Raw genomic sequence first — 18,098 nt, 5'->3', positions numbered from 1 at the left:
GTCGCGTTGAAGGCGAACCTTTGAGGCTCGGTGGCTCGTGCCTATTCCGCCGCTGCGGAGCCAGCCTGCATGTCCTCCCAGATCGGCACGAATTCTTGCATCACGCGCGCATAGGAGGGCCTTCGTTGAGCCCGCTCCCAATAGCGTTGCAGATGCGGGCGATCGGCGAACGGTGCGACGATCTGCGCGTAGAACAATGGCGGAATCGCCGCGCAGTCAGCCATTGAAAACTCGCCGCAGAGCCACTCTTGCCCCGACAGACGCTTGTCGAGATGATCATAGGTGACCCTGATCGTGTTGCGGGCGACAGCGGCGGCCTCCTCGTCCGGCGCCCTGAATCCGACCTTCTGAAGTGTCAGTTCGCGTACTGGATCGTTGAGGTAAAGATCGGCCATGCGATCCATGAAGCGAACCTGGCGCGTCGTGTCACCGCCGGCAACCGGGATGAGACGCGGTGTTCCGGGGAACTTGTCTTCCAGATACTCGATGATGATGCTTGATTCCGGGACCATCCAGTCATCGCTCGGCTTGAGCAGCGGGATCTTGCAGAGCGGGTAGATGGCCGTGTACGCCGCCCGGCCTTCCGGCGTCATCAGCGTCACCAGTTCCGGCTCGAAAGCGATTCCCTTTTCATGGAAGGCGATCAGCGTCTTTTGCGAATAGGTGGAAAGCGGGTGGTAATAGAGTTTCATTGTTTCTCTCCCTTCGTGAACCGGCTATCAGGCCGTCGCAAGTGCCGCGCGTCCCGTCCGCCGAAGCTGATCTAAGGACAAACGCGAATGCAGCAATTCAAAGTGCCACAGCAATCGTGGTGCGCCTGAAGGACGCAGGCGCTATGGACCCCCGCTTTCAGGAATCCTCAAGCAGATAGCGGCGCAGATTGGCGAGGCACCCGGCCCAGCCCTTGCCGTGTTCGTCGCGCGCTTCCGCGGTCGCGAATTCCGTATGGATCAGCGTCAATTCGGTGCGCCGGTCGTCAAGTGCTCGCAAGATGACATTGACTTCGGTGACGTCCGGCCTGCCCTCCCACTGCCAACTGAAGCGCAAACGCTCGTTTGGCACGACCTCGCGATATTCGCCGCCGACGATGTGCTGCCTGCCGTCCGGCTCCTGCATGACGATGCGATAGCGTCCGCCTGGCTTGATGTCGGCAACCACCTCCGGCACGGTCATCTCGCCCGGCGCAAACCATTCCCGGATCTTGTCGACGTCGCACCAGGCGGCAAACACACGCGCTGCCGGAGCTTCCAATATTTCTTGTATTCTCAGCTCTTTCATGTCGTCTCCTCGGGGTCGTTCGGTTCGGTGGCGCCTTCTTCTTTGGCGAGCCATTTGGCCAGGCTATTGAGCCTCTGTTTCCAGAACTGCTGATAGAAGGCGATCCAGTCCGAAGCATCCTCCAGCGCCTCGGGACTCAGCGAACAATAATGAACCCGGCCATCTATCCTGCGGCGAAGCAGACCGGCCTTTTCCAGCACGACGAGGTGCTTGGAAACCGCCGGCAGCGACATGTCGAACGGTGCCGCCAATTCCGATACGGAAGCTTCGCCATGGGCCAGCCGCGCCATGAGGCTCCGACGCGTCCTGTCGGACAGCGCATGAAAAACCTGATCCAGCTGCTGGTCGGCTCTATCTTCTGTGCGTGGCGGCATCAAAAACATTTAACCATTTGGTTTATCTTTTGGGTACGCGCTTACCCCCGCCATGTCAAGGTCAATCTTGGGCGATTACTCAACATTCCCTGATACGGCAGGCCGCCCCCTAGAGCCCTTCAGGGCTCTAAGTTCCCGGCGATCGATACTGGATCGATTTCGCCCTTCCAAGGGCTTCCATCGTCTCTTCGACACTGAGGAGAACGGTGGTCTCGCACGAACTGAGCGCACCTCCTGCGCCAATGGCAAGCACGACAGATGCCATCGACACGTTGTCCGGTGCCTCCCAAAGATTCCAGCCATCGTGCTCGCCGAAGGCATACCAAAAGCCGTGCAGCTTTCCGCCTACCGACTCGATGTAGGAACTGGCGGCCTTGCGTCGGTCCTCCGGGTTTTCGATCATGCGTGCCCACGTCTGGGGCGTGTAACTGAAGCGCGTGAGATACATCGCCATGGTTCGCCTCCTCCGTCAAAAATCCCGGGCCACCAGTTAAGCGCTCAATCCGGGGAGGATGCGAGTCATTTCCACGTCGGTCTGGCGCCGCGCATCAAATCACGGCGTCGGGTCCCTCTATCCGCTGCCAGCTTTCGTCGAGTTGGTTGCGGAACCAAGTCATCTGACGCTTGGAATATTGCCGCGTCGCGGCCGCCCCAGTCGCAATCACCTCGGCCTCCCCAATCTCGCCTCTTAGCATCGCGGCAATCTGCTGGACGCCGATCGCCTTCATCACCGGCATGTCGGGCGAGAGGTCGAGCGCCAGCAGCGCCCGCACCTCGTCGACTGCCCCGCGTTCAAGCATGGTCTCGAAACGCCGGTCGATGCGGCTGTGCAGGAGGGCGCGATCCGGGAGCACGACGATTTTCTGTGCCTTGTCGGGATCGATGATCATAGGGCCGCGGCTCTGCTGGAAGAGATGGATCGGCTTGCCGGTCGCTTCGATCACCTCGAGCGCGCGAACGATCCGCTGTCCGTCGCCCGGCCGCAATTGCATGGCGGTTTGCGGGTCTCGCGCGGCAAGCTCCGCATGGAGCGCCTCCGCCCCCTCCTCCTTCAGCCGCGCGCGCAGTGGATCGCGGATCGTTGCCGGTATCTCCGGCATATCGGAAAGCCCGCCTGTCAATGCCTTGAAATAGAGCCCGGTGCCGCCGACGAAGACGGGCAATCGCCCCTCTTCGCGCAACTGCTGAACCAGCGCCTCCGCCTCGCGCAGCCAAGCGCCGGTCGAATAGGCCTGTCCGGCCGGCACATGGCCATAGAGAAAATGCTCTATCCCGCCCATCTCCGCCTCGTCCGGCCGCGCGGTCAGGATCTTCAGCGTGTCGTAGACCTGCATGCTGTCGGCGTTGATCACCACGCCGCCGTGCCGACGCGCGAGTTCCACCGCAAGCGCGGACTTGCCGCTGGCGGTCGGCCCGGTTATCAGGATCGCGTCCGTGTCTCTTTCAAGGTTCTTGATCATGGCTCTCGTTGCCACGCTTATCGCCAATCCGTCAAATCCTGTTCTGACGCCTGAGCTGGCGGAAGCGGCGGCGAGCGCCGTAAAGGCATCCGGGGTCTATTGGTTGGCGGACGGCGTCGCCTGCGACATCGCGCTTATAGACGGAACCGATCCGGGCGCCGCCGAGATGCGGCTGCGCGCAGAGGTAAACGGCTTTCCGATCGACGTCGCGGTGCAGGATGCCGAGAGCCGCCGCAAGAAGTTCCTGATCGCCGACATGGATTCGACGATGATCGGCCAGGAGTGCATCGACGAGCTTGCCGCCGAAGTGGGCCTCAAGGAAAAGGTTGCCGCGATCACCGCCCGCGCCATGAACGGCGAAATCGCCTTCGAGCCGGCGCTGATCGAACGCGTGGCGCTCTTGAAGGGTCTGCCCGGCAGGGTCATCGAGGACGTGATCGCAAAGCGCATCACGCTGACGCCAGGCGGCCGAGAACTGATCGCGACCATGAAGGGCAAGGGCCACTATACCGCCCTCGTCTCTGGCGGCTTCACCGTCTTCACCGGGCCGATTGCGGCGAAACTCGGCTTTGACGAGAACCGCGCCAATGTGCTGATCGAGAAGGACGGCATGCTGACCGGCGAGGTCGCCCACCCGATCCTCGGCAAGCAGGCCAAGGTCGACGCGCTCATCGACATCTCGGGCAGGCTCGGCATTTCGACCGCCGAGGTGATCGCCGTCGGCGATGGCGCCAACGACCTCGGCATGCTGCAGCTTGCCGGCAGCGGCGTCGCGCTGCATGCGAAACCCGTGGTCGCAGAACAGGCGAAGATCCGCATCGACCACGGCGACCTGACGGCCCTTCTCTACCTCCAGGGTTACCGCAAGACGGATTTCGTGACGTGATTATCCGAGAAACCGACAGGCTGCGCATTCGCGGCTGGAACGAGACCGATCGCGACCTCTTTGCCGAGATCAACAGCGATCCGAAGGTCATGGAATTCTTCGCCTTCCGCCGCAACCGCGCGGAATCCGATGCGCTGTTCGATCGCATCGGCCGCGGCATCAGTGAAACCGGCTTCGGCTTCTTCGCGCTCGCATTGCGCGACAGCGACATGCCGATCGGCTTCTGCGGCCTGGCGCTCACCGATCTGGAGCCGCATCTGCCGAACGGCACGATCGAGATCGGCTGGCGGCTCGCCCTGCCCTTCTGGGGCAACGGGTACGTGACCGAGGCGGCAGCGGCCCTCCTCGACTACGGCTTTACCGAACGGAACCTCGGCGAAATCGTCTCCTTCGCCGTGCCCGCGAACACCCGCTCCACCGCCGTGATGAAACGGCTCGGCATGCGGCCGGACCCGAGCCGCGACTTCGACCACCCTCGCGTCCCCGACACGTATGCGCATCTGAAGCGCCACGTGCTTTACGCGATCACGGCGGACGAGTGGACGCGCGGCGTGCCGGCGCAGGGTTAAGCGCCCTTCTGGCGGGGATAACAGCGCTCGATCCACGCGACGAAACGTCTAGCGGGCTCGGAGAGCGCATCGAACCGCCGCGCAACCAGCCAGAAGGCACCATAGGGAATGGAAACGTCAAACGCCTGGACGAGACGCCCGGCGTCGAGATCGTCGCGCACATGGTCGCGATCCATGAGCGCGACGCCGTGGCCGCGGAGCGCCGCTTGAAGCACGAGTGCCCCGTCGGCAAAGATGGCGCCGCGCTCGACCCGCACTTCTCCTGCGCCGGCAGCCGCGAACCATTGCTCCCAGAGCCCCCGGGTATCCTCGTGCAGAAGGCCGTACCGCAAGAGATCCAACGGTTCGCGCAGCACCCGAGGCGCGAGTGATGGCGCCATGACCGCGATCATCTCTACGTCGGCGAGATGCCGGGCCTCGACTCGAGGCCATGAGGTGAACCTGGTGCTGTGCCGGATCGCAACTTCGGCTTCATTGCCGCGGAATTCAACGAGCCGGGGATCGGCGTCGATGACGAGGTCGACTTCGAGGTTTTCCGCCTGAAACTGTGCGAGATGCGGGACGAGCCAGCAACCGGCGAAGGAGGGCTCGGCGCTCACCTTCAGCGTCCCGGCTCGCCTGGCACCGGAGAGCGCATCGAGGCTGTCGCCGATCCGGTCGAAGGAATGCGTCAGTACCGTCAGCAGCGTCTCGCCATCCGCGGTCAGGCTGACGCTGCGATGATGCCGCTCGAACAGTGGCTTGCCGATCAGGGCTTCGAGGTCGCGGATCTGACGGCTGATCGCCGCCTGGGAGACGAAAAGCTCCGCCGCGGCCTCGGTGAAGCTGCCGAGCCGCCCAGCCGCCTCGAAGCTCCGCAACGCCGTCAGGGGCAAGCGGCCGCGTTTCATGCATAACCTCAAGTTATCCGTAGCGGACTGTAAACTCGTTTGAGGAGGGGCGGCAAGTGCGCTGAAATTCCCGGAATGAAAGGCGCCAAATGTTTTGCGCCTCATCCATACAATTCTTGGAGTGCCAAAGGAGGATAGGATCATGCGCGAGATCTTCGAGGCCGTTCTCGCAGCCGTCCGACTGCTGACCTTTCAGCCCACGGCACAGCGGACGCGGCGACGCTCTCTTTTGCGATGAACGAAAGCTGCTAGAACATGCAGTAAATTCATGGTGCAACAGCATCCTTTGCGCGTCTGATATGACGCGCGGCGCTGTAGGACTCGGGTGCTTTCCATGCTGCATTCTGCAGGTATTGATTTCGAGGTTACGGTTAAAAGCTCGGCTGAGCCGCCAGTTGTTCTTCTTCATGGGAGCAATGGAAGAGAGACAGACTGGACGGATTTCGCCGAGTGCGTTGCTCCAAGTTCCACCTGTTTCGCCGTCCGCGGCCCGATCGCCTCGGAGCATGGGTTCACGTTCTTTAGGCGCAACCCGGATCGGAGTCTGAACATTGAGGAACTGACGCATGGAGCGGCAAGCCTCTGCGCGTTCATAGACGCAATATCGAGAGAATACGATTTGGCCCGGGCGCCGATTATCGCGGGCTATTCGAGCGGAGCTGTCATCGCTGCCGCCGTTGTATGCCGTCAACGCGCCCTTACGTCCGGCGCAATTCTCCTGAGGCCGCAGTCACCGGATCCACAAACGCCTTTTCCAGACCTAAAAGAATACCCCGTACTGATTCTCGCAGGGGCGAACGACGACCGCCGCGATCGCTGCGATGCGCCGGTCATCGCGGAACAATTCCATGTGGCTGGGGCCGACCTGACCTATCGCTTGCTGGATGCAGGGCATGGCTGGGAGCCAACTGGACTGGACCGATCCCTTTCAAGGCAATGGTTCCAAAACCAGTTTCCAACGAGCAGCAATCCCATGAGCATCCGCGGCGATCATGCTTGATTGATCCGGAAAAGCCGATCGCGATCGCCGCGATGCCGAGCGCCCTACTCCATCTGCACGGTGACGAATCGCAACTCGCCGGTCTTGTTGGCGATCATCAGAAGCGCGTTGCGGCGGCCATCGTTCTTCAGTTCCTCGACTCTCGTCGAAACATCGTCCGGCGTGGCCATCGCCTCCTGGCCGATCTCGACGATCACGTCGCCGGCTGCGACCCGGCGCTCGGCTGCGGCCGAATTCGGCTGGACCTCGGTCACCACTACGCCTTCGACGCTATCGGCAATGCCGAAGCTCTTGCGGCGATCGGCGTCGAGCACTGCGAGCTTCATGCCGAGTACGACGTCGCTCGCCGGCAGCTGCGCTGCGGGTGGTTCATTCGGCTTGGCACCTTCGCCGTTCTCCTTCGCCGGCGCATTTGCAAGTTGCTCGCCATCCTCGAGCCGGCCGAGCGTGACACGAACCGTCTGCTCCTTGCCGTCACGAATGATGATCACGTCGACCATCTTGCCGACCGGGCTCTCGCCGACGGCGCGCATCAGGTCGCGGATCTCCGCGACATCCGTTCCATCGAAACGGATGATGATATCGCCTGCCTTGATCTCGCCCTTGGTGATCGGCCCGCCTTCGATGATACCGGAGACCAGCGCACCGCGCGGTCTCTCCATCTTCAGGCTTTCGGCAATATCGTCGGTGACCGGCTGAATGCGAACGCCGAGCCAACCGCGCCGGGTCTCGCCGAATTCCTTGAGTTGATTGACGACGTTCATTGCCAGTTCCGTTGGCACGGCGAAACCGATGCCGACCGACATGCCGGTCTGAGAGAGGATCGCGGTATTGATGCCGATCACCTCGCCCCGCATGTTGAACAGCGGGCCGCCCGAATTGCCGCGGTTGATCGCGGCGTCGGTCTGGATGAAGCTGTCATAGGGGCCGGCATTGATGTTGCGCCCGCGCGCCGAGACGACGCCGACCGAAACGGACACGCCGAGGCCGAACGGATTGCCGACCACCATCACCCAATCACCGATCCGGATCTTGCGCGAGTCGCCGAAGGAAACGGCCTTGAGCGGCTTTTTCGGCTCGACCTTCAGCACCGCCAGATCGGTCTTGGTGTCCATGCCAACCAGCTTCGCCTTCAGCTTGGAGCCGTCCGAGAAGTTGATTTCGATGTCATCTGCGTCCTGGATGACATGGTTGTTGGTGACGATGAAGCCGGTCGGATCGATAACGAAACCGGAGCCAAGCGAGTTGACCGTTCGCGGTCGGTTACCCTCGCCGCCCTGTCCCTTGAAGAATTCGTCGAAGAATTCCTGATGCGGCGACCCTTCCGGCACCTGCGGCATCGGGGCGTTATCATCATCGCTCTTGACGTTCTGGGAAATGGAAATGTTGACCACCGCATCGAGCAGTCCCTCGGCGAGGTCGGCAACGGACGGCGGTCCGGCCGCCGGCAGTGAGGTTGCCGTCTCGGCGAGCGCCGTGTTGGTCAGAAGCAGTGCCGTCGCGGCCGCAAGCACCAAGCCGCGGAAGAATTCGGGTCGTGTCGACAAGTCGCTAGGCTCCTATCATTCCTCTTGGACCACACCGGCCATGGATTTTAGCAATCCGGTATCGCGGCGTGATCGATTCCCTTCAACTGCACGATACGCCGCTGCCGCGGGTTCGCACACAAGCGATCTTCCCTTGAAGATACGGCGGAATTCCGAAGCGTCCAAACACGATTTCCTGATCCGCTCCCAGGAAGGCAGAGCGCCGGCACCTGCGACCGGCGCCACCTTCGCGCGTTCAGCCGGTGATCTCGTGCCCATGCTCCTTGAGCGCCTGCACCGCCTTTTCAAGGGTGGAGCCCGCGACGAACACATAATCGGTGCTGAAGGTCGAATTGGCGAAAACGCCCACGCCGGCTGCGGAAAGCGGCCGCAGCACCGAAGACAGGACGCCCGGCACGTCGAAGCTGAAATGCTGCTCGATGCGGAAGCAGCGCCATCCAAGCGAGCTCTGCACGCTCGACGGTACGCGGGCGGCGCGACAGACCAGCGTCATTTCCTCGCGAGAGCTGGACACCGTCCAGAAACCCGGCCCCGGCAGCCACTCCGGTATCGCGGACCCGACATTCAGACGGGTAATGGCATATTCGGCATCGACCAGCCGGATCAGCAGTTTATGTGGCATTTCGCACTATCCTCGAACCAACCATACAAGTCCGACGCCGGCCGCCACCGAAACGAGTCCGGCCAGTCGGAGCTGATGTTCCGGGACATACGGCAAACGCTTCGCCAATTCCACCAAAACCAAAGGGGCCAGTGCGTACACCAGCCCCTCGATGATCAGGAAGAACCCAAACCCAATCAGGAAATCGGACATCACCCGCTCAATCTGCGGTCGCAGGCGCCGCCGGCGCGGTCGGTGGCGGTGGCAACGCCGCACCGTTCGCGCTGTTGAAATAACGGAAGAATTCCGAATGCGGCGAGAGCACCACGGTTGTGTCCGGGTTACCGATGGACTGGGAATAGGCCGCCATCGAGCGGTAGAAGTCGAAGAAGCTCGGATCGCGCGTGAAGGCTTCGGCAAAGATCCCGGCCCGCTCGGCTTCGCCCTCGCCTCGCAGGATTTCCGAATCACGCTGGGCTTCCGCCACGATTTCGACCACTTGGCGATCGGCGATCGCGCGGCGGCGCTGGCCCTCCTCGTTACCGCGTGCGCGGATCAGTTCGGCCTCGGCCAGACGCTCCGCCTTCATCCTCTCGAAGGTTTGCTGCGAAACCTCCTGCGTCAAGTCTGTCCGGCGGATGCGCACGTCCTCGATGTTGAGGCCGAGCGATTCGGCATCGGCCTTGAGGTCCGTCCGCACCTCGCGCATCATCGATGCGCGCTCGTCCGAAAGGGCGGCCTCGAACCCCCTCAGGCCGTAGACACGGCGCAGCGACGCGTCGAGACGGGTCCGAAGCCGCGCCTCGGCCGATTCCCGGTCGCCCGAAACGGTCTCGCGGAAGCGCCGGGCGTCGGCGATCCTGTAAACCACGAAAGCGTCCACCTCGTAGAACTTGCCGCCGGAGACCTGCACGCGGATATTGTCGAGATCGAAGCGAAGCGCCTGGTCCTCGACAAATTGCACGCGATCGGCGTCCATGAAGGCGAAGGGAAGCTTGAAATAAAGGCCGGGCTCGGACTTGACGGCTCGGATCTCGCCGAAGCGCACGACGATCGCCTGCTGGCGCTCGTTGACCACGAAGACCGACGAGTAGATCACGACGAGCGCTGCCGCGAGGATAATTAGGATGATTGAACTGCGATTGTTTATCATTGGGTACCTCCCGACTGCGCGGGTCTGCCGATTTCGTTGAGCGGCAGATAGGGCAGCACGCCCTGCCCGTTCTTCTCGTCGAGAATGACCTTCTTCGACTTGCGGAAAACATCCTGCATGGTTTCGAGATAAAGCCGCCTGCGCGTCACGTCCGGAGCCTTGGCATAGGCGTCATAGACCGAGATGAAGCGCCGTGCCTCACCCTGCGCTTCCTTGACGACACGGTCCTTGTAGGCGGCCGCCTCTTCGCGGATCTGTGCGCCCTGACCGCGCGCCTTGCCGAGCACCTGGTTGGCGTATTGGTTGGCTTCCTCGACGAAACGGTCTTCGTCCTGTTCGGCGCGCTGCACCTCGTCGAAGGCGTCGGCGACTTCACGCGGAGGCGCGGCGTCCTCGATCGCGACGGTGTTTACCGAAACGCCGGCACTATAGCTATCCATCGTTGCCTGGATCGTGTTCTTCACGTCGGCGGCGATTGCCTGGCGATTGTCGCGGAAAATATCCTGCGCCGGACGCCGGCCGACGACCTCGCGCATGGCGCTTTCGGCCACCCGCTGCAGCGTGTCGGACGGGTTCTCGACGTTGAAGAGGTAAGCCTTCGGGTCGGTCACTGAGAACAGTACCGAGAACTGCACGTTGACGATGTTCTGGTCTCCGGAGAGCATCAGCCCGGCACTGGACTGGCCACTGGCGCGTCCGCCGATGTTCTGTTGCTGCTCCGTGACCTTGACGAACTCGACGGTTTCGAGGGGCCAGAAGTGGTAGTGCAGGCCCGGCATCGAAATTTCTTCCTTCGGCCTGCCAAAGCGCATCTCGACGCCGCGTTCATCCGGCTGGACCGTGTAGATCGAGTTGAGCAGGATGAAACCGACGATCAAAAGGCCGACGATGACGAAGACGCCGCCGTTGAAGCCCCCCGGGACCACATTCTTCAATTGGTCCTGACCGCGCCGGATGATCTCCTCGAGATCTGGCGGGCCGCCTCTCCCGCCTCGCGGCCGATTGGGCCCCTGGCCCCATGGCCCTTGATTGCCGCCGCCGCCCCATGGGCCGCCGCCGCCATTCTGATTGCTCCAGGGCATCAAAACCTCTCTTCAAGAAAACTCTCTCGCCAACCGCCCGCAGGCACGAGCAGGCGGTCACGATGTGAAACCGTTATAGGTATCACATGCATTGCTTTCAACGCGATACGGCCGACTTCACCGTAAATGGGTTAAAATAGTTGGGCGACACGCTACACGAACAGGTGAGCGCCGCATGCGCGCCGAAAACGGCCTCGCATTTTCCTCATTCCGGCTTCTTTGCCTAACGCGGAATGCGGGCGGAAAACCGCTTCGCACTTTTCCTCATTCCGGCTTCTTTGCCCAACGCGGAATGCGGGCGGAAAACCGCTTCGCACTTTTCCTCATTCCGCTCTTTCCCGCCGGCGCCAGGTCACGAAATGCATCGCATGGCTGTCCTTCTCGCCGCGCGGCAACTCTTCCTCGAACACCTTCTCGAAGACCGCCGGATCGATCGCCGGGAAGCGCGTGTCGCCGTCGACCTCGGCCTGTACCTCCGTCACGTGCAGCACGTCCGCGACGCCGATCGACTGGCGGTAGATCTCCCCGCCGCCGATAATGCAGACCTCGTCTGCGCCGCTCGCGGCCGCATGGCTGCGCGCCAACGCGAGCGCCGCCACGAGCGAGGGGGCGACCTCGGCACCTTGCGCCTCGAAATCGCGATTGCGGCTGATGACGATGTTCGGTCGTCCCGGCAGCGGACGCCCGAGCGAGGCCCAAGTCTTCCGTCCCATTACGACCGGCTTGCCGATCGTCAGCGCCTTGAAGCGCCTGAGATCGGTCGAGAGTCGCCACGGCAGGCCGCCCTCGCGTCCGATCACTCCGTTGGTCGCGACAGCGACGACGATCACGATCTTCGGTTCAGCGCTTGTGTCAGTCTTTGCTTCAGTCATGGAACCCACTCGGCTTGCTGTCGATTTCGCGCGCTCGCTGCAGGGCCGCCCGATCGGTCACCACGCGAATGTAGCGGTCGATCACCTCGCTTTCCGGCAGGATCTGGCGCATCCATTGAAGCGCGCTCGCCAGCAACAGATCGGCCGCGCTCATGGTCTCGCCGAGCAGAAAGGTCTGGCGACTGAGGACACCGATCACATGGGCGCACATTTCGCTGTAGAGTCGCGCGAGCGCCGGATTGTTGACCGTTACGCCGGAAATATGGGCAAGCGCCGTCGGCTCGATGACGCCGGCATAATAGGCGAGCCAGGAAAGATAGGCGCCGCGCTCGGGATGACCCGGCGGCCGGCCGAGACTGCAGTTCGGGTAAAGGTCGGTCAGATATTGCACGACGGCGGCCGACTCCCAGATCACCGCGCCGTTGTGCAGAAGTGCCGGCACCTGCTTGTGCGGATGCGGATTATTCTCATCGGGCCCGCCCGAGCCATCCCAGCGACGGATATTGACATAGCGGACCTCGTATTCGGCGCCGATTTCCTCGAGCAGCCAAATGATGCGCGACGAGCGCGACAGCGGCGCATGGATGAGCGTCAGCATCGAACCCTCCCTCTTGCGCCGGCTCGCGGCGCCTTTTCCGGGAGCGCCGTCCCCGCGCCCAGAGGAACGCGGAAGGAAGCTTCCGGTATTTCGTTTCAGAACATATGGACCGCTATACGTCACTTGAACCGGGCATCCGTGCCGCCGCGCCCGGAAGCGGTTCCATCCCGCCCAAGCTAGACCGCGACCGGCGCATTGATATGTGAATCCGCTTCGTAGCCGACGAGCGTAAAGTCCTCGAATTTAAAGGAAAATATATCCTTCACCGTCGGATTTATGTGCATTTCCGGCAGCCGCTTCGGCGTTCGCGTCAGTTGCAGCTGCGCCTGTTCGAAGTGGTTGTGATAGATATGGGCGTCGCCGAGCGTGTGGACAAAATCGCCGGGCTTCAGTCCCGTCACCTGCGCAACCATTAAAGTCAGCAGCGCATAGGAGGCGATGTTGAAGGGCACGCCGATGAAGATGTCGGCCGAGCGCTGGTAAAGCTGGCAGGAAAGCTTGCCGTCCGCCACGTAGAACTGGAACAGACAATGGCAGGGTGGCAGTGCCATCTCGTCGACCAGCGCCGGATTCCAGGCCGAAACGATGTGGCGGCGGGAATTCGGATTGGTCTTCAAGCCTTCGACGAGGGCTGCGATCTGGTCGATGTGGCCGCCTTCGGGTGTCGGCCAGAAGCGCCACTGGTAGCCGTAGACCGGCCCGAGTTCACCTTTCTCGTCCGCCCACTCATCCCATATGCTGACGCCGTGTTCCTTGAGATAAGCGATATTCGTTTCGCCTTTGAGGAACCACAGGAGCTCGTGGATGATCGAGCGCAGGTGCAGCTTCTTGGTGGTCAGCACCGGGAAGCCTTCAGACAGGTCGAAGCGCATCTGGTAACCGAAGACCGAGCGCGTGCCCGTGCCCGTGCGGTCGCCGCGGTCGGTTCCCGTTGTCATCACATGTTCGAGGAGATCGAGATATTGCCGCATGCTTCTTCGCCGCCGATTCGTTTGCTCTCCAAAATAGGACGAAGCCTCCGGCGAACCAATGGCCAAGGGCAAGTTTCCCTGCAAATTGATGCCTCGATAACCTCTCGCACTAAGCGACTGCTCTCAAGCACCGCGACTTATTGCCTCCAGCGTCCCGGATCGTGTAGCCCCGCACGCTCATTTCGCAGGACGACGGTTTGCGGCGTGGTTCTGGTATTGCTCGTTTCTAACGGCTCTTTCATCGAGGCCGCGCGCATCGGAATGCTGCGCCTTGTCCCGATTGGAAAGGACGTCGTTCTCACCAAGAATGCCACGTTTCAGTTTGGTCTGTGCGCCGCTGCCTGAACCCTTGCCCTTGTCCGGCTTTCCGACATGCTTGCGACTGGCGTGAGCCATGGTTCGTCTCCTTTCATTGTCTCGGATGGGCGCGAAAAGTCTTCGCTTCGGCTCTCTGCACCCTAGTGGTGCCGGCTTTCCTGGTTCTTTCCGCGTGTCATGCTGCGATCGTCTTCATCGCGCGCATCGGCGTGCTCGGTGTCGAGGCTGTCACCTTTTCGATAGGCCTTTCTCAAAGCCTCCGAGCGGCGCAGTTTCGCCTCGGCGTCAAAATCCTTACTTTCGTTGGACGTTTTCTCGCGGCCCTGAAGCACGCGCAGTTGCTGTTCGTGCGTCTTCTTGCCGACCATTGCTTTCCTCCTATTTGTTCGTCCGGCCGCGCTGGCGCGGATTCGCGCCGCCCTGCGTGGTCGTGTCGTTGGCGACGTCGCCTTCGATGGTGTTGCCGCGCTTCAGCATCTCATAGTCGGACGGTCCCCGGATGCCCTTGGTCCGGCCGATGCCGGGGTCCTGCTTGAGATCCTTGTCGCTGGGGCGGCGTGTCTTCGGATGTTTGGAAGATGCCATCGGACTTCCTTCCATTTTCTGCTGGGCGAGCCCGGGCCTGCCCTCGTCCGGGTGCGGCCGGGCATCTCTATTGCTAACCCGGCGGGCTCGCGAAATGTTCCGAGGTTTTCGAGCGCATAGGAGCACGTTGGCGGCGCTTTTCTCGGCAGGCGACGAAACAAACGCGGCCGAATGGGGTTAGTCCTTTTGAGATTGATATCGAACGTTCGACCCCGCGAGAGAGGTATGACCATGAGTGCGACAGGCCTCGATGTTTTCGACAAGACCCTGCAAACCACCAATATCTGGCTCGGCGACATCATGGAGCATCATGGCCCGGACCGGAAAGTGGCGTGGCACATATTGAATGCGGTGCTGAGGACGCTGCGCGACAGGCTGCCTCCAGAGGTGGCTGCCCACCTTGGCGCGGAACTGCCGCTGCTCGTGCGGGGTGCCTATTACGACCAATACCGTCCCAACCATCGGCCCGACAAGGCGACGCGGTCGCTGGATGAATTTCTCGAGTGCGTCGCGGACGGGATGAAACCCGGCCGCCCGGTCAATCCTGCTGAAGCCACGAAAACGGTATTTCAGGTTCTTGCACGGCGCATCGATCTCGGCCAGTCGGCAAAGGTGCGCGACACGTTGCCGAAGGAAATCCGTGCGCTCTGGCCGGACAGCGTCGGCACCAAGGAGCAGGCGTAGCGCCGGAGACGGACGCTTAACTTGACCGCTCCGGATGAAATCAGTGTGTTCGTGATCCTGGATTGTCGCCCAGGATCACGAAAGCGTGGCAACTTTGCGCGCCTGATGAGGCGCGCGGCGCCTACGGATCAGAGCGCCTGGAGCTTGCCGAGGTTCTTGGCCACCAGATAGTAGAACGTTACGCGTGACTTGGAGCGGTCGTCCGCCATCGCCTTGGCCGCGGCCGCGATTGCCGTGTCCGCGTCCGCACCGCCGACGCCGAGCTTCTTCTCGCACCACTTTTCCTTGACGCGCTCGAGCTCCTTCGGGTCCGAGGCCGAAACGAGGGCGGAATCCTTGTTGCGAAGTGCGATGCCGAGATAGCGTACGATCTTGTTGACAACTGCTTCGTCGGCGCCGCTGTCGTATTTCTGCACGTCTGCGAGATAGTCAGTCATGATGCCTCCAGTTTGCACTTGCTCTCATGCTGCCGCCCTCTTCGCGAAACGCGTGCAGCCGCTGGAGTTTTTCACGCACATCGGGTAAGTCAAGGCGTTTCCTTGCGGGCCGCATCCTCGATAATATATCCGTCACATTTCCCTCGATCGCCCCTTTTCTTGGGCGGCGGAAAGGCCTATATGACGGGTGCCGTCTTCGGGCGGCTATGGCAATAAACGGGCGATGCAATAAACCCATTGGACCCGGGGGCGGTACCCGGCGCCTCCACCAAAAACCGGCCTGGAAATCCCGACCGGCTTTTGATGGGGGCGAAATAGGATCGACAAGGGCGTAAAGATCGACTTTTTGCTCGGCATTGTACCACCGTTATCGGGCTAAACTTATAGTTGCAAACGACAACTATGCTGAAGCACGTCTCGCTGCCTAACGGCGGTGCGGCACTTCAAATCAAGCCCTTCCGGGTAGCACCGTAAGGCGGGGTCCGAAGGCACCTGGCAACAGAAGCCTTCACCTTCTCCCCTGTCGCGAAATGGTCTATAGATGCTTGATAATTGACTCGTCATAAGCGGACGAGGCAAAGGAGTGTCCGTGGAGTGCTGCACGCCGGCCTTGGTGCGCAAGATCGCTGCGGCGCTTTGACATGCAGCAGTTGAGTTCGAAGGAAGACGGGGATCATATGGGCCAGGACCACATACGCTACGATATTCTGGCGCAGGACGCCCTTCGCGGCGTCATTCGCAAGGTGCTGGCCGAAGTCGCAGCCACGGGTCATTTGCCCGGCGACCACCACTTCTTCATCACGTTTCTGACCGGCGCCCCCGGTGTGCGCATCTCGCAGCACCTGAAGGCGAAATACCCCGAGCAGATGACGATCGTTGTGCAGCATCAGTTCTGGGACCTGAAGGTCACCGAGGCGGCATTCGAGATCGGCCTTTCCTTCTCCGACACGCCCGAGAAACTGGTGATCCCCTTCAACGCCGTCCGCGGCTTCTACGATCCATCGGTCAATTTCGAGCTCGAGTTCGACGTTGCCGCCAGCGAGGAAGAAGAGGATTCGGCGGAAATCACCGCTTATCCGGTCGGCGAAGATGGCAACGAACCTGCCCAGAAGAGCCCGGAAAAATCGGAAAAATCAGGCGAACCGAAAAATGGCGGCGCATCGATCGTGTCGCTCGACTCCTTCCGCAAGAAGAACTGAACGATACGGAGGCGGCATGGCCGGCGACATCGTCAACCTGCGCCAGTTCCGCAAGAAGCAGGCACGCACGGACAAAGACAAGCGGTCCGAGCAGAACCGTATTGCCTTCGGTCGCACCAAGGCTGAAAAGTCGCTTACCCGCGCCCTGAACGAGAAAGCATCGAATACGCTTGACCAAGGCCGGCTGGAAACGCCGGCCACGATGCGTTCAACGAACGACACCCCGGACGGGGAGAAGGCGTGACTGGCCGCGTCCGCAATCCCGAAAAATGATTCTGCCGCAAAGACTTGCGCCGGGCTCCGGAATCGGAATCCCAACGCCTTGAATCGGTTTGTGAGCGATGACGATCGTCAAGCATTCTGCCACTCTGCACGGCCACCGAACGAGCATTACCCTCGAAGAGCCGTTCTGGCAGGAACTGAAATCGATCGCGCAAAGCCGCGGCATGCCGCTCGCCCGGCTGATCGCCGAAGTCGACGACGGCCGCGGCCCCGAAGGCAATCTCTCCTCGGCGCTCCGCGTTTATGTTCTCGCCTGGGTAAAATCACACACCAACGCAAACGACGCGCCCTGAGGTCGCATCTGCGCCGTGCCTTTCGGATGCGCAACGTTCACGACAACGCTTTGAGTTGCTGCATAATTCTTCGTAAAGCGGCGGCCCACCCGCGGCCGCAACTCAGCGTCCTGCCAGCCGCGATGCCCGGCCGTCGCCCCCCGTGCCGACCGTATGTGCGTCGAATTCCGCAAAACCGCTGCGCAATTGCTCGGCCATGGCCCGTATGCCGCCGGGCAGGTGCGAGTGCTCCTGCATGCGGACGCGGTTCCTCCCCGCCCCCTTGGCGAGATAAAGCTGGTCGTCGGCGATCTTGAAAATGTCTTCGTAGACGGCCGGATAAGTGAAGAGGGCGATCCCGATGCTGACGGTGATCACATATGCACAGCCGCCTTCCCGGCCCCGATCCTCGGCGACACCCAGGCGAATGCGCTCCGCCAATGCGCCGATCGCGGTCGCATCGGTCGAACGCACGAAAACGCCGAACTCTTCGCCGCCGAGCCGACCCACCACGCCCGCTTCGCCCACCGCACCGCGCAGGACCGCCGCAATCCCGACGAGCGCCGCATCTCCGGCAAGATGCCCATGGCAATCGTTGATCTTCTTGAAATGATCGGCATCGAGGATCAGGAGCGCCGATGTGGACGGAAACGGCGTGAGGTTCTGCTTCGCGAAGAAATCGATGACATCGGCCGTAAACGCGCCGCGGTTTAGGCAGCCTGTCAATCCGTCATAGCGACTTGCCTGGACAAGGAGCCGGTTGGCCAGCGCCAGTTGCTGCATCTTCACGCCGATCACGGCAAAGAGCGGCACACCAAGAAGCAGGGGGATGTAGAAGGCGAGGCTGAGCGTGGTGGCCATGACCTCCGCGCCGAAGTGGGCCGTGCAACAGTAGGTGATGAGCATCGCGATCGCCGTGCAGCCCACGGTGCCACCGAGGGTACAGTTCACGATCCAAATGACTGCGCGGCGATCAAGCCGCGGCTCAAGCGATTTCATCTCGCAACCCCAATTGTAGGCACATTGTGCCCAAGGGATGC

The 18,098-nt window shown here is 61.7% G+C and carries 27 protein-coding genes and 1 other RNA gene; 9 read left to right on the top strand and 19 right to left on the bottom strand.

Features of this window, described 5'->3' with window-relative positions:
* Positions 1-41 precede the first annotated feature (41 nt).
* The 3 genes from PZN02_RS12915 to PZN02_RS12905 all read right to left on the bottom strand — a co-directional run bounded on the left by PZN02_RS12915 (position 42) and on the right by PZN02_RS12905 (position 1,568).
* A complete protein-coding gene (locus tag PZN02_RS12915) occupies positions 42-692 on the bottom strand; it encodes a glutathione S-transferase family protein (protein WP_280658380.1) in 651 nt (216 codons plus the stop codon).
* A 157-nt stretch (positions 693-849) separates the two neighbouring features.
* Positions 850-1,278: an SRPBCC family protein gene (locus PZN02_RS12910; protein ID WP_280658379.1), complete on the bottom strand. Its 429-nt coding sequence runs from the start codon at positions 1,276-1,278 to the stop codon at positions 850-852.
* A complete protein-coding gene (locus PZN02_RS12905; RefSeq protein WP_280658378.1) occupies positions 1,275-1,568 on the bottom strand; it encodes an ArsR/SmtB family transcription factor in 294 nt (97 codons plus the stop codon). The genes PZN02_RS12910 and PZN02_RS12905 overlap by 4 nt, the downstream gene beginning before the upstream one ends.
* 30 nt (positions 1,569-1,598) lie before the next feature.
* Between PZN02_RS12905 and PZN02_RS12900 the strand changes: the two genes are divergently transcribed.
* A complete protein-coding gene (locus PZN02_RS12900) occupies positions 1,599-1,745 on the top strand; it encodes a hypothetical protein (protein WP_280658377.1) in 147 nt (48 codons plus the stop codon).
* 34 nt (positions 1,746-1,779) lie between these two features.
* Here PZN02_RS12900 and PZN02_RS12895 read toward each other — a convergent pair whose 3' ends face one another.
* On the bottom strand, positions 1,780-2,106 hold the full coding sequence (locus tag PZN02_RS12895; RefSeq protein ID WP_280658376.1) for a GYD domain-containing protein: 327 nt from the start codon (positions 2,104-2,106) through the stop codon (positions 1,780-1,782).
* Between the two features lie 94 nt (positions 2,107-2,200).
* The gene (miaA, locus tag PZN02_RS12890) at positions 2,201-3,112 is read right to left on the bottom strand and encodes a tRNA (adenosine(37)-N6)-dimethylallyltransferase MiaA (RefSeq protein WP_280658375.1); all 912 of its coding nucleotides are present in this window, start codon (positions 3,110-3,112) and stop codon (positions 2,201-2,203) included.
* Between miaA and serB the strand changes: the two genes are divergently transcribed.
* Both serB and PZN02_RS12880 read left to right on the top strand, forming a co-directional pair.
* Positions 3,111-3,998 carry a phosphoserine phosphatase SerB gene (gene serB, locus PZN02_RS12885; RefSeq protein ID WP_280658374.1) on the top strand — a complete coding sequence of 296 codons (888 nt, stop codon included), beginning with the start codon at positions 3,111-3,113 and terminating at the stop codon, positions 3,996-3,998. The genes miaA and serB overlap by 2 nt on opposite strands.
* Positions 3,995-4,567: a GNAT family N-acetyltransferase gene (locus tag PZN02_RS12880; RefSeq protein ID WP_280658373.1), complete on the top strand. Its 573-nt coding sequence runs from the start codon at positions 3,995-3,997 to the stop codon at positions 4,565-4,567. The genes serB and PZN02_RS12880 overlap by 4 nt, the downstream gene beginning before the upstream one ends.
* On the opposite strand, the gene PZN02_RS12875 is transcribed toward PZN02_RS12880, so the two are convergent.
* On the bottom strand, positions 4,564-5,457 hold the full coding sequence (locus PZN02_RS12875; protein WP_280658372.1) for a LysR substrate-binding domain-containing protein: 894 nt from the start codon (positions 5,455-5,457) through the stop codon (positions 4,564-4,566). The genes PZN02_RS12880 and PZN02_RS12875 overlap by 4 nt on opposite strands.
* A gap of 334 nt (positions 5,458-5,791) precedes the next feature.
* Here PZN02_RS12875 and PZN02_RS12870 point away from each other — a divergent pair, with 334 nt between their 5' ends.
* Positions 5,792-6,457 (top strand): alpha/beta hydrolase, encoded by a 666-nt coding sequence (locus PZN02_RS12870; protein WP_280658371.1) that lies wholly within the window; start codon positions 5,792-5,794, stop codon positions 6,455-6,457.
* Between the two features lie 44 nt (positions 6,458-6,501).
* Here PZN02_RS12870 and PZN02_RS12865 read toward each other — a convergent pair whose 3' ends face one another.
* The 11 genes from PZN02_RS12865 to PZN02_RS12815 all read right to left on the bottom strand — a co-directional run bounded on the left by PZN02_RS12865 (position 6,502) and on the right by PZN02_RS12815 (position 14,184).
* The gene (locus PZN02_RS12865) at positions 6,502-8,004 is read right to left on the bottom strand and encodes a Do family serine endopeptidase (RefSeq protein WP_280658370.1); all 1,503 of its coding nucleotides are present in this window, start codon (positions 8,002-8,004) and stop codon (positions 6,502-6,504) included.
* Between the two features lie 235 nt (positions 8,005-8,239).
* Positions 8,240-8,626 (bottom strand): ACT domain-containing protein, encoded by a 387-nt coding sequence (locus PZN02_RS12860; RefSeq protein WP_280658369.1) that lies wholly within the window; start codon positions 8,624-8,626, stop codon positions 8,240-8,242.
* 6 nt (positions 8,627-8,632) lie between these two features.
* Positions 8,633-8,818: a DUF2065 domain-containing protein gene (locus tag PZN02_RS12855; RefSeq protein ID WP_173509813.1), complete on the bottom strand. Its 186-nt coding sequence runs from the start codon at positions 8,816-8,818 to the stop codon at positions 8,633-8,635.
* 7 nt (positions 8,819-8,825) lie between these two features.
* The gene (hflC, locus tag PZN02_RS12850; protein ID WP_280658368.1) at positions 8,826-9,758 is read right to left on the bottom strand and encodes a protease modulator HflC; all 933 of its coding nucleotides are present in this window, start codon (positions 9,756-9,758) and stop codon (positions 8,826-8,828) included.
* Positions 9,755-10,840 carry an FtsH protease activity modulator HflK gene (gene hflK / locus PZN02_RS12845; RefSeq protein WP_280658367.1) on the bottom strand — a complete coding sequence of 362 codons (1,086 nt, stop codon included), beginning with the start codon at positions 10,838-10,840 and terminating at the stop codon, positions 9,755-9,757. Before hflK ends, hflC begins: the two co-directional genes overlap by 4 nt.
* A 323-nt stretch (positions 10,841-11,163) precedes the next feature.
* Entirely contained in the window at positions 11,164-11,712 is a 549-nt protein-coding gene (locus tag PZN02_RS12840) for a dihydrofolate reductase (RefSeq protein WP_280658366.1), read from the bottom strand.
* Positions 11,705-12,310, bottom strand: coding sequence for a glutathione S-transferase (locus tag PZN02_RS12835; protein WP_280658365.1), 606 nt, complete (start codon positions 12,308-12,310; stop codon positions 11,705-11,707). Before PZN02_RS12835 ends, PZN02_RS12840 begins: the two co-directional genes overlap by 8 nt.
* A 176-nt stretch (positions 12,311-12,486) precedes the next feature.
* Positions 12,487-13,281 carry a thymidylate synthase gene (locus PZN02_RS12830; RefSeq protein ID WP_280658364.1) on the bottom strand — a complete coding sequence of 265 codons (795 nt, stop codon included), beginning with the start codon at positions 13,279-13,281 and terminating at the stop codon, positions 12,487-12,489.
* A gap of 177 nt (positions 13,282-13,458) precedes the next feature.
* Positions 13,459-13,677, bottom strand: a complete 219-nt coding sequence (locus PZN02_RS12825) for a hypothetical protein (protein WP_280658363.1) — start codon at positions 13,675-13,677, stop codon at positions 13,459-13,461.
* Positions 13,678-13,739: 62 nt separating this feature from the next.
* Positions 13,740-13,967, bottom strand: coding sequence for a hypothetical protein (locus PZN02_RS12820; RefSeq protein WP_280658362.1), 228 nt, complete (start codon positions 13,965-13,967; stop codon positions 13,740-13,742).
* A 10-nt stretch (positions 13,968-13,977) separates the two neighbouring features.
* Positions 13,978-14,184 (bottom strand): hypothetical protein, encoded by a 207-nt coding sequence (locus PZN02_RS12815; protein WP_280658361.1) that lies wholly within the window; start codon positions 14,182-14,184, stop codon positions 13,978-13,980.
* 231 nt (positions 14,185-14,415) lie between these two features.
* On the opposite strand from PZN02_RS12815, the gene PZN02_RS12810 reads away from it, so the two are divergent.
* A complete protein-coding gene (locus tag PZN02_RS12810) occupies positions 14,416-14,868 on the top strand; it encodes a DUF2267 domain-containing protein (protein WP_280658360.1) in 453 nt (150 codons plus the stop codon).
* Between the two features lie 128 nt (positions 14,869-14,996).
* Here PZN02_RS12810 and PZN02_RS12805 read toward each other — a convergent pair whose 3' ends face one another.
* On the bottom strand, positions 14,997-15,305 hold the full coding sequence (locus PZN02_RS12805; protein ID WP_280658359.1) for a DUF2853 family protein: 309 nt from the start codon (positions 15,303-15,305) through the stop codon (positions 14,997-14,999).
* Positions 15,306-15,455: 150 nt separating this feature from the next.
* Here PZN02_RS12805 and ssrA point away from each other — a divergent pair.
* The 4 genes from ssrA (at position 15,456) to PZN02_RS12785 (ending at position 17,079) form a co-directional block, all read left to right on the top strand.
* Positions 15,456-15,818, top strand: a transfer-messenger RNA (tmRNA) gene (gene ssrA, locus PZN02_RS12800).
* Positions 15,819-15,982: 164 nt separating this feature from the next.
* On the top strand, positions 15,983-16,504 hold the full coding sequence (locus PZN02_RS12795; protein ID WP_280661482.1) for an SspB family protein: 522 nt from the start codon (positions 15,983-15,985) through the stop codon (positions 16,502-16,504).
* A 16-nt stretch (positions 16,505-16,520) separates the two neighbouring features.
* Positions 16,521-16,748 carry a DUF4169 family protein gene (locus tag PZN02_RS12790; protein WP_280658358.1) on the top strand — a complete coding sequence of 76 codons (228 nt, stop codon included), beginning with the start codon at positions 16,521-16,523 and terminating at the stop codon, positions 16,746-16,748.
* Between the two features lie 97 nt (positions 16,749-16,845).
* Positions 16,846-17,079 carry a ribbon-helix-helix domain-containing protein gene (locus tag PZN02_RS12785; protein WP_280658357.1) on the top strand — a complete coding sequence of 78 codons (234 nt, stop codon included), beginning with the start codon at positions 16,846-16,848 and terminating at the stop codon, positions 17,077-17,079.
* Between the two features lie 102 nt (positions 17,080-17,181).
* Here the strand turns inward: PZN02_RS12785 and PZN02_RS12780 are convergent, their stop codons facing one another.
* A complete protein-coding gene (locus PZN02_RS12780) occupies positions 17,182-18,057 on the bottom strand; it encodes a GGDEF domain-containing protein (RefSeq protein WP_280658356.1) in 876 nt (291 codons plus the stop codon).
* Between the last annotated feature and the right edge of the window lie 41 nt (positions 18,058-18,098).

Origin of the sequence: Sinorhizobium garamanticum, from assembly GCF_029892065.1 — a bacterium.
In the GTDB taxonomy this organism is placed as follows: domain Bacteria; phylum Pseudomonadota; class Alphaproteobacteria; order Rhizobiales; family Rhizobiaceae; genus Sinorhizobium; species Sinorhizobium garamanticum.
This window is presented reverse-complemented; position numbering and strand designations above follow the sequence as displayed.

Bases quoted from the DNA above. Each gene is read 5' to 3' on its own strand.
- PZN02_RS12910 (WP_280658379.1), bottom strand. From the start codon at position 1,278: ATGAAAGAGCTGAGAATACAAGAAATATTGGAAGCTCCGGCAGCGCGT.
- PZN02_RS12830 (WP_280658364.1), bottom strand. From the start codon at position 13,281: ATGCGGCAATATCTCGATCTCCTCGAACATGTGATGACAACGGGAACC.
- PZN02_RS12900 (WP_280658377.1), top strand. From the start codon at position 1,599: ATGAAAAACCTGATCCAGCTGCTGGTCGGCTCTATCTTCTGTGCGTGG.
- PZN02_RS12840 (WP_280658366.1), bottom strand. From the start codon at position 11,712: ATGACTGAAGCAAAGACTGACACAAGCGCTGAACCGAAGATCGTGATC.
- PZN02_RS12780 (WP_280658356.1), bottom strand. From the start codon at position 18,057: ATGAAATCGCTTGAGCCGCGGCTTGATCGCCGCGCAGTCATTTGGATC.
- PZN02_RS12805 (WP_280658359.1), bottom strand. From the start codon at position 15,305: ATGACTGACTATCTCGCAGACGTGCAGAAATACGACAGCGGCGCCGAC.
- PZN02_RS12855 (WP_173509813.1), bottom strand. From the start codon at position 8,818: ATGTCCGATTTCCTGATTGGGTTTGGGTTCTTCCTGATCATCGAGGGG.
- PZN02_RS12785 (WP_280658357.1), top strand. From the start codon at position 16,846: ATGACGATCGTCAAGCATTCTGCCACTCTGCACGGCCACCGAACGAGC.
- hflK (WP_280658367.1), bottom strand. From the start codon at position 10,840: ATGCCCTGGAGCAATCAGAATGGCGGCGGCGGCCCATGGGGCGGCGGC.
- miaA (WP_280658375.1), bottom strand. From the start codon at position 3,112: ATGATCAAGAACCTTGAAAGAGACACGGACGCGATCCTGATAACCGGG.
- serB (WP_280658374.1), top strand. From the start codon at position 3,111: ATGGCTCTCGTTGCCACGCTTATCGCCAATCCGTCAAATCCTGTTCTG.
- PZN02_RS12815 (WP_280658361.1), bottom strand. From the start codon at position 14,184: ATGGCATCTTCCAAACATCCGAAGACACGCCGCCCCAGCGACAAGGAT.
- PZN02_RS12915 (WP_280658380.1), bottom strand. From the start codon at position 692: ATGAAACTCTATTACCACCCGCTTTCCACCTATTCGCAAAAGACGCTG.
- PZN02_RS12795 (WP_280661482.1), top strand. From the start codon at position 15,983: ATGGGCCAGGACCACATACGCTACGATATTCTGGCGCAGGACGCCCTT.
- PZN02_RS12895 (WP_280658376.1), bottom strand. From the start codon at position 2,106: ATGGCGATGTATCTCACGCGCTTCAGTTACACGCCCCAGACGTGGGCA.
- PZN02_RS12870 (WP_280658371.1), top strand. From the start codon at position 5,792: ATGCTGCATTCTGCAGGTATTGATTTCGAGGTTACGGTTAAAAGCTCG.
- PZN02_RS12820 (WP_280658362.1), bottom strand. From the start codon at position 13,967: ATGGTCGGCAAGAAGACGCACGAACAGCAACTGCGCGTGCTTCAGGGC.
- PZN02_RS12835 (WP_280658365.1), bottom strand. From the start codon at position 12,310: ATGCTGACGCTCATCCATGCGCCGCTGTCGCGCTCGTCGCGCATCATT.
- PZN02_RS12860 (WP_280658369.1), bottom strand. From the start codon at position 8,626: ATGCCACATAAACTGCTGATCCGGCTGGTCGATGCCGAATATGCCATT.
- hflC (WP_280658368.1), bottom strand. From the start codon at position 9,758: ATGATAAACAATCGCAGTTCAATCATCCTAATTATCCTCGCGGCAGCG.
- PZN02_RS12905 (WP_280658378.1), bottom strand. From the start codon at position 1,568: ATGGCGCGGCTGGCCCATGGCGAAGCTTCCGTATCGGAATTGGCGGCA.
- PZN02_RS12810 (WP_280658360.1), top strand. From the start codon at position 14,416: ATGAGTGCGACAGGCCTCGATGTTTTCGACAAGACCCTGCAAACCACC.
- PZN02_RS12875 (WP_280658372.1), bottom strand. From the start codon at position 5,457: ATGAAACGCGGCCGCTTGCCCCTGACGGCGTTGCGGAGCTTCGAGGCG.
- PZN02_RS12825 (WP_280658363.1), bottom strand. From the start codon at position 13,677: ATGGCTCACGCCAGTCGCAAGCATGTCGGAAAGCCGGACAAGGGCAAG.
- PZN02_RS12790 (WP_280658358.1), top strand. From the start codon at position 16,521: ATGGCCGGCGACATCGTCAACCTGCGCCAGTTCCGCAAGAAGCAGGCA.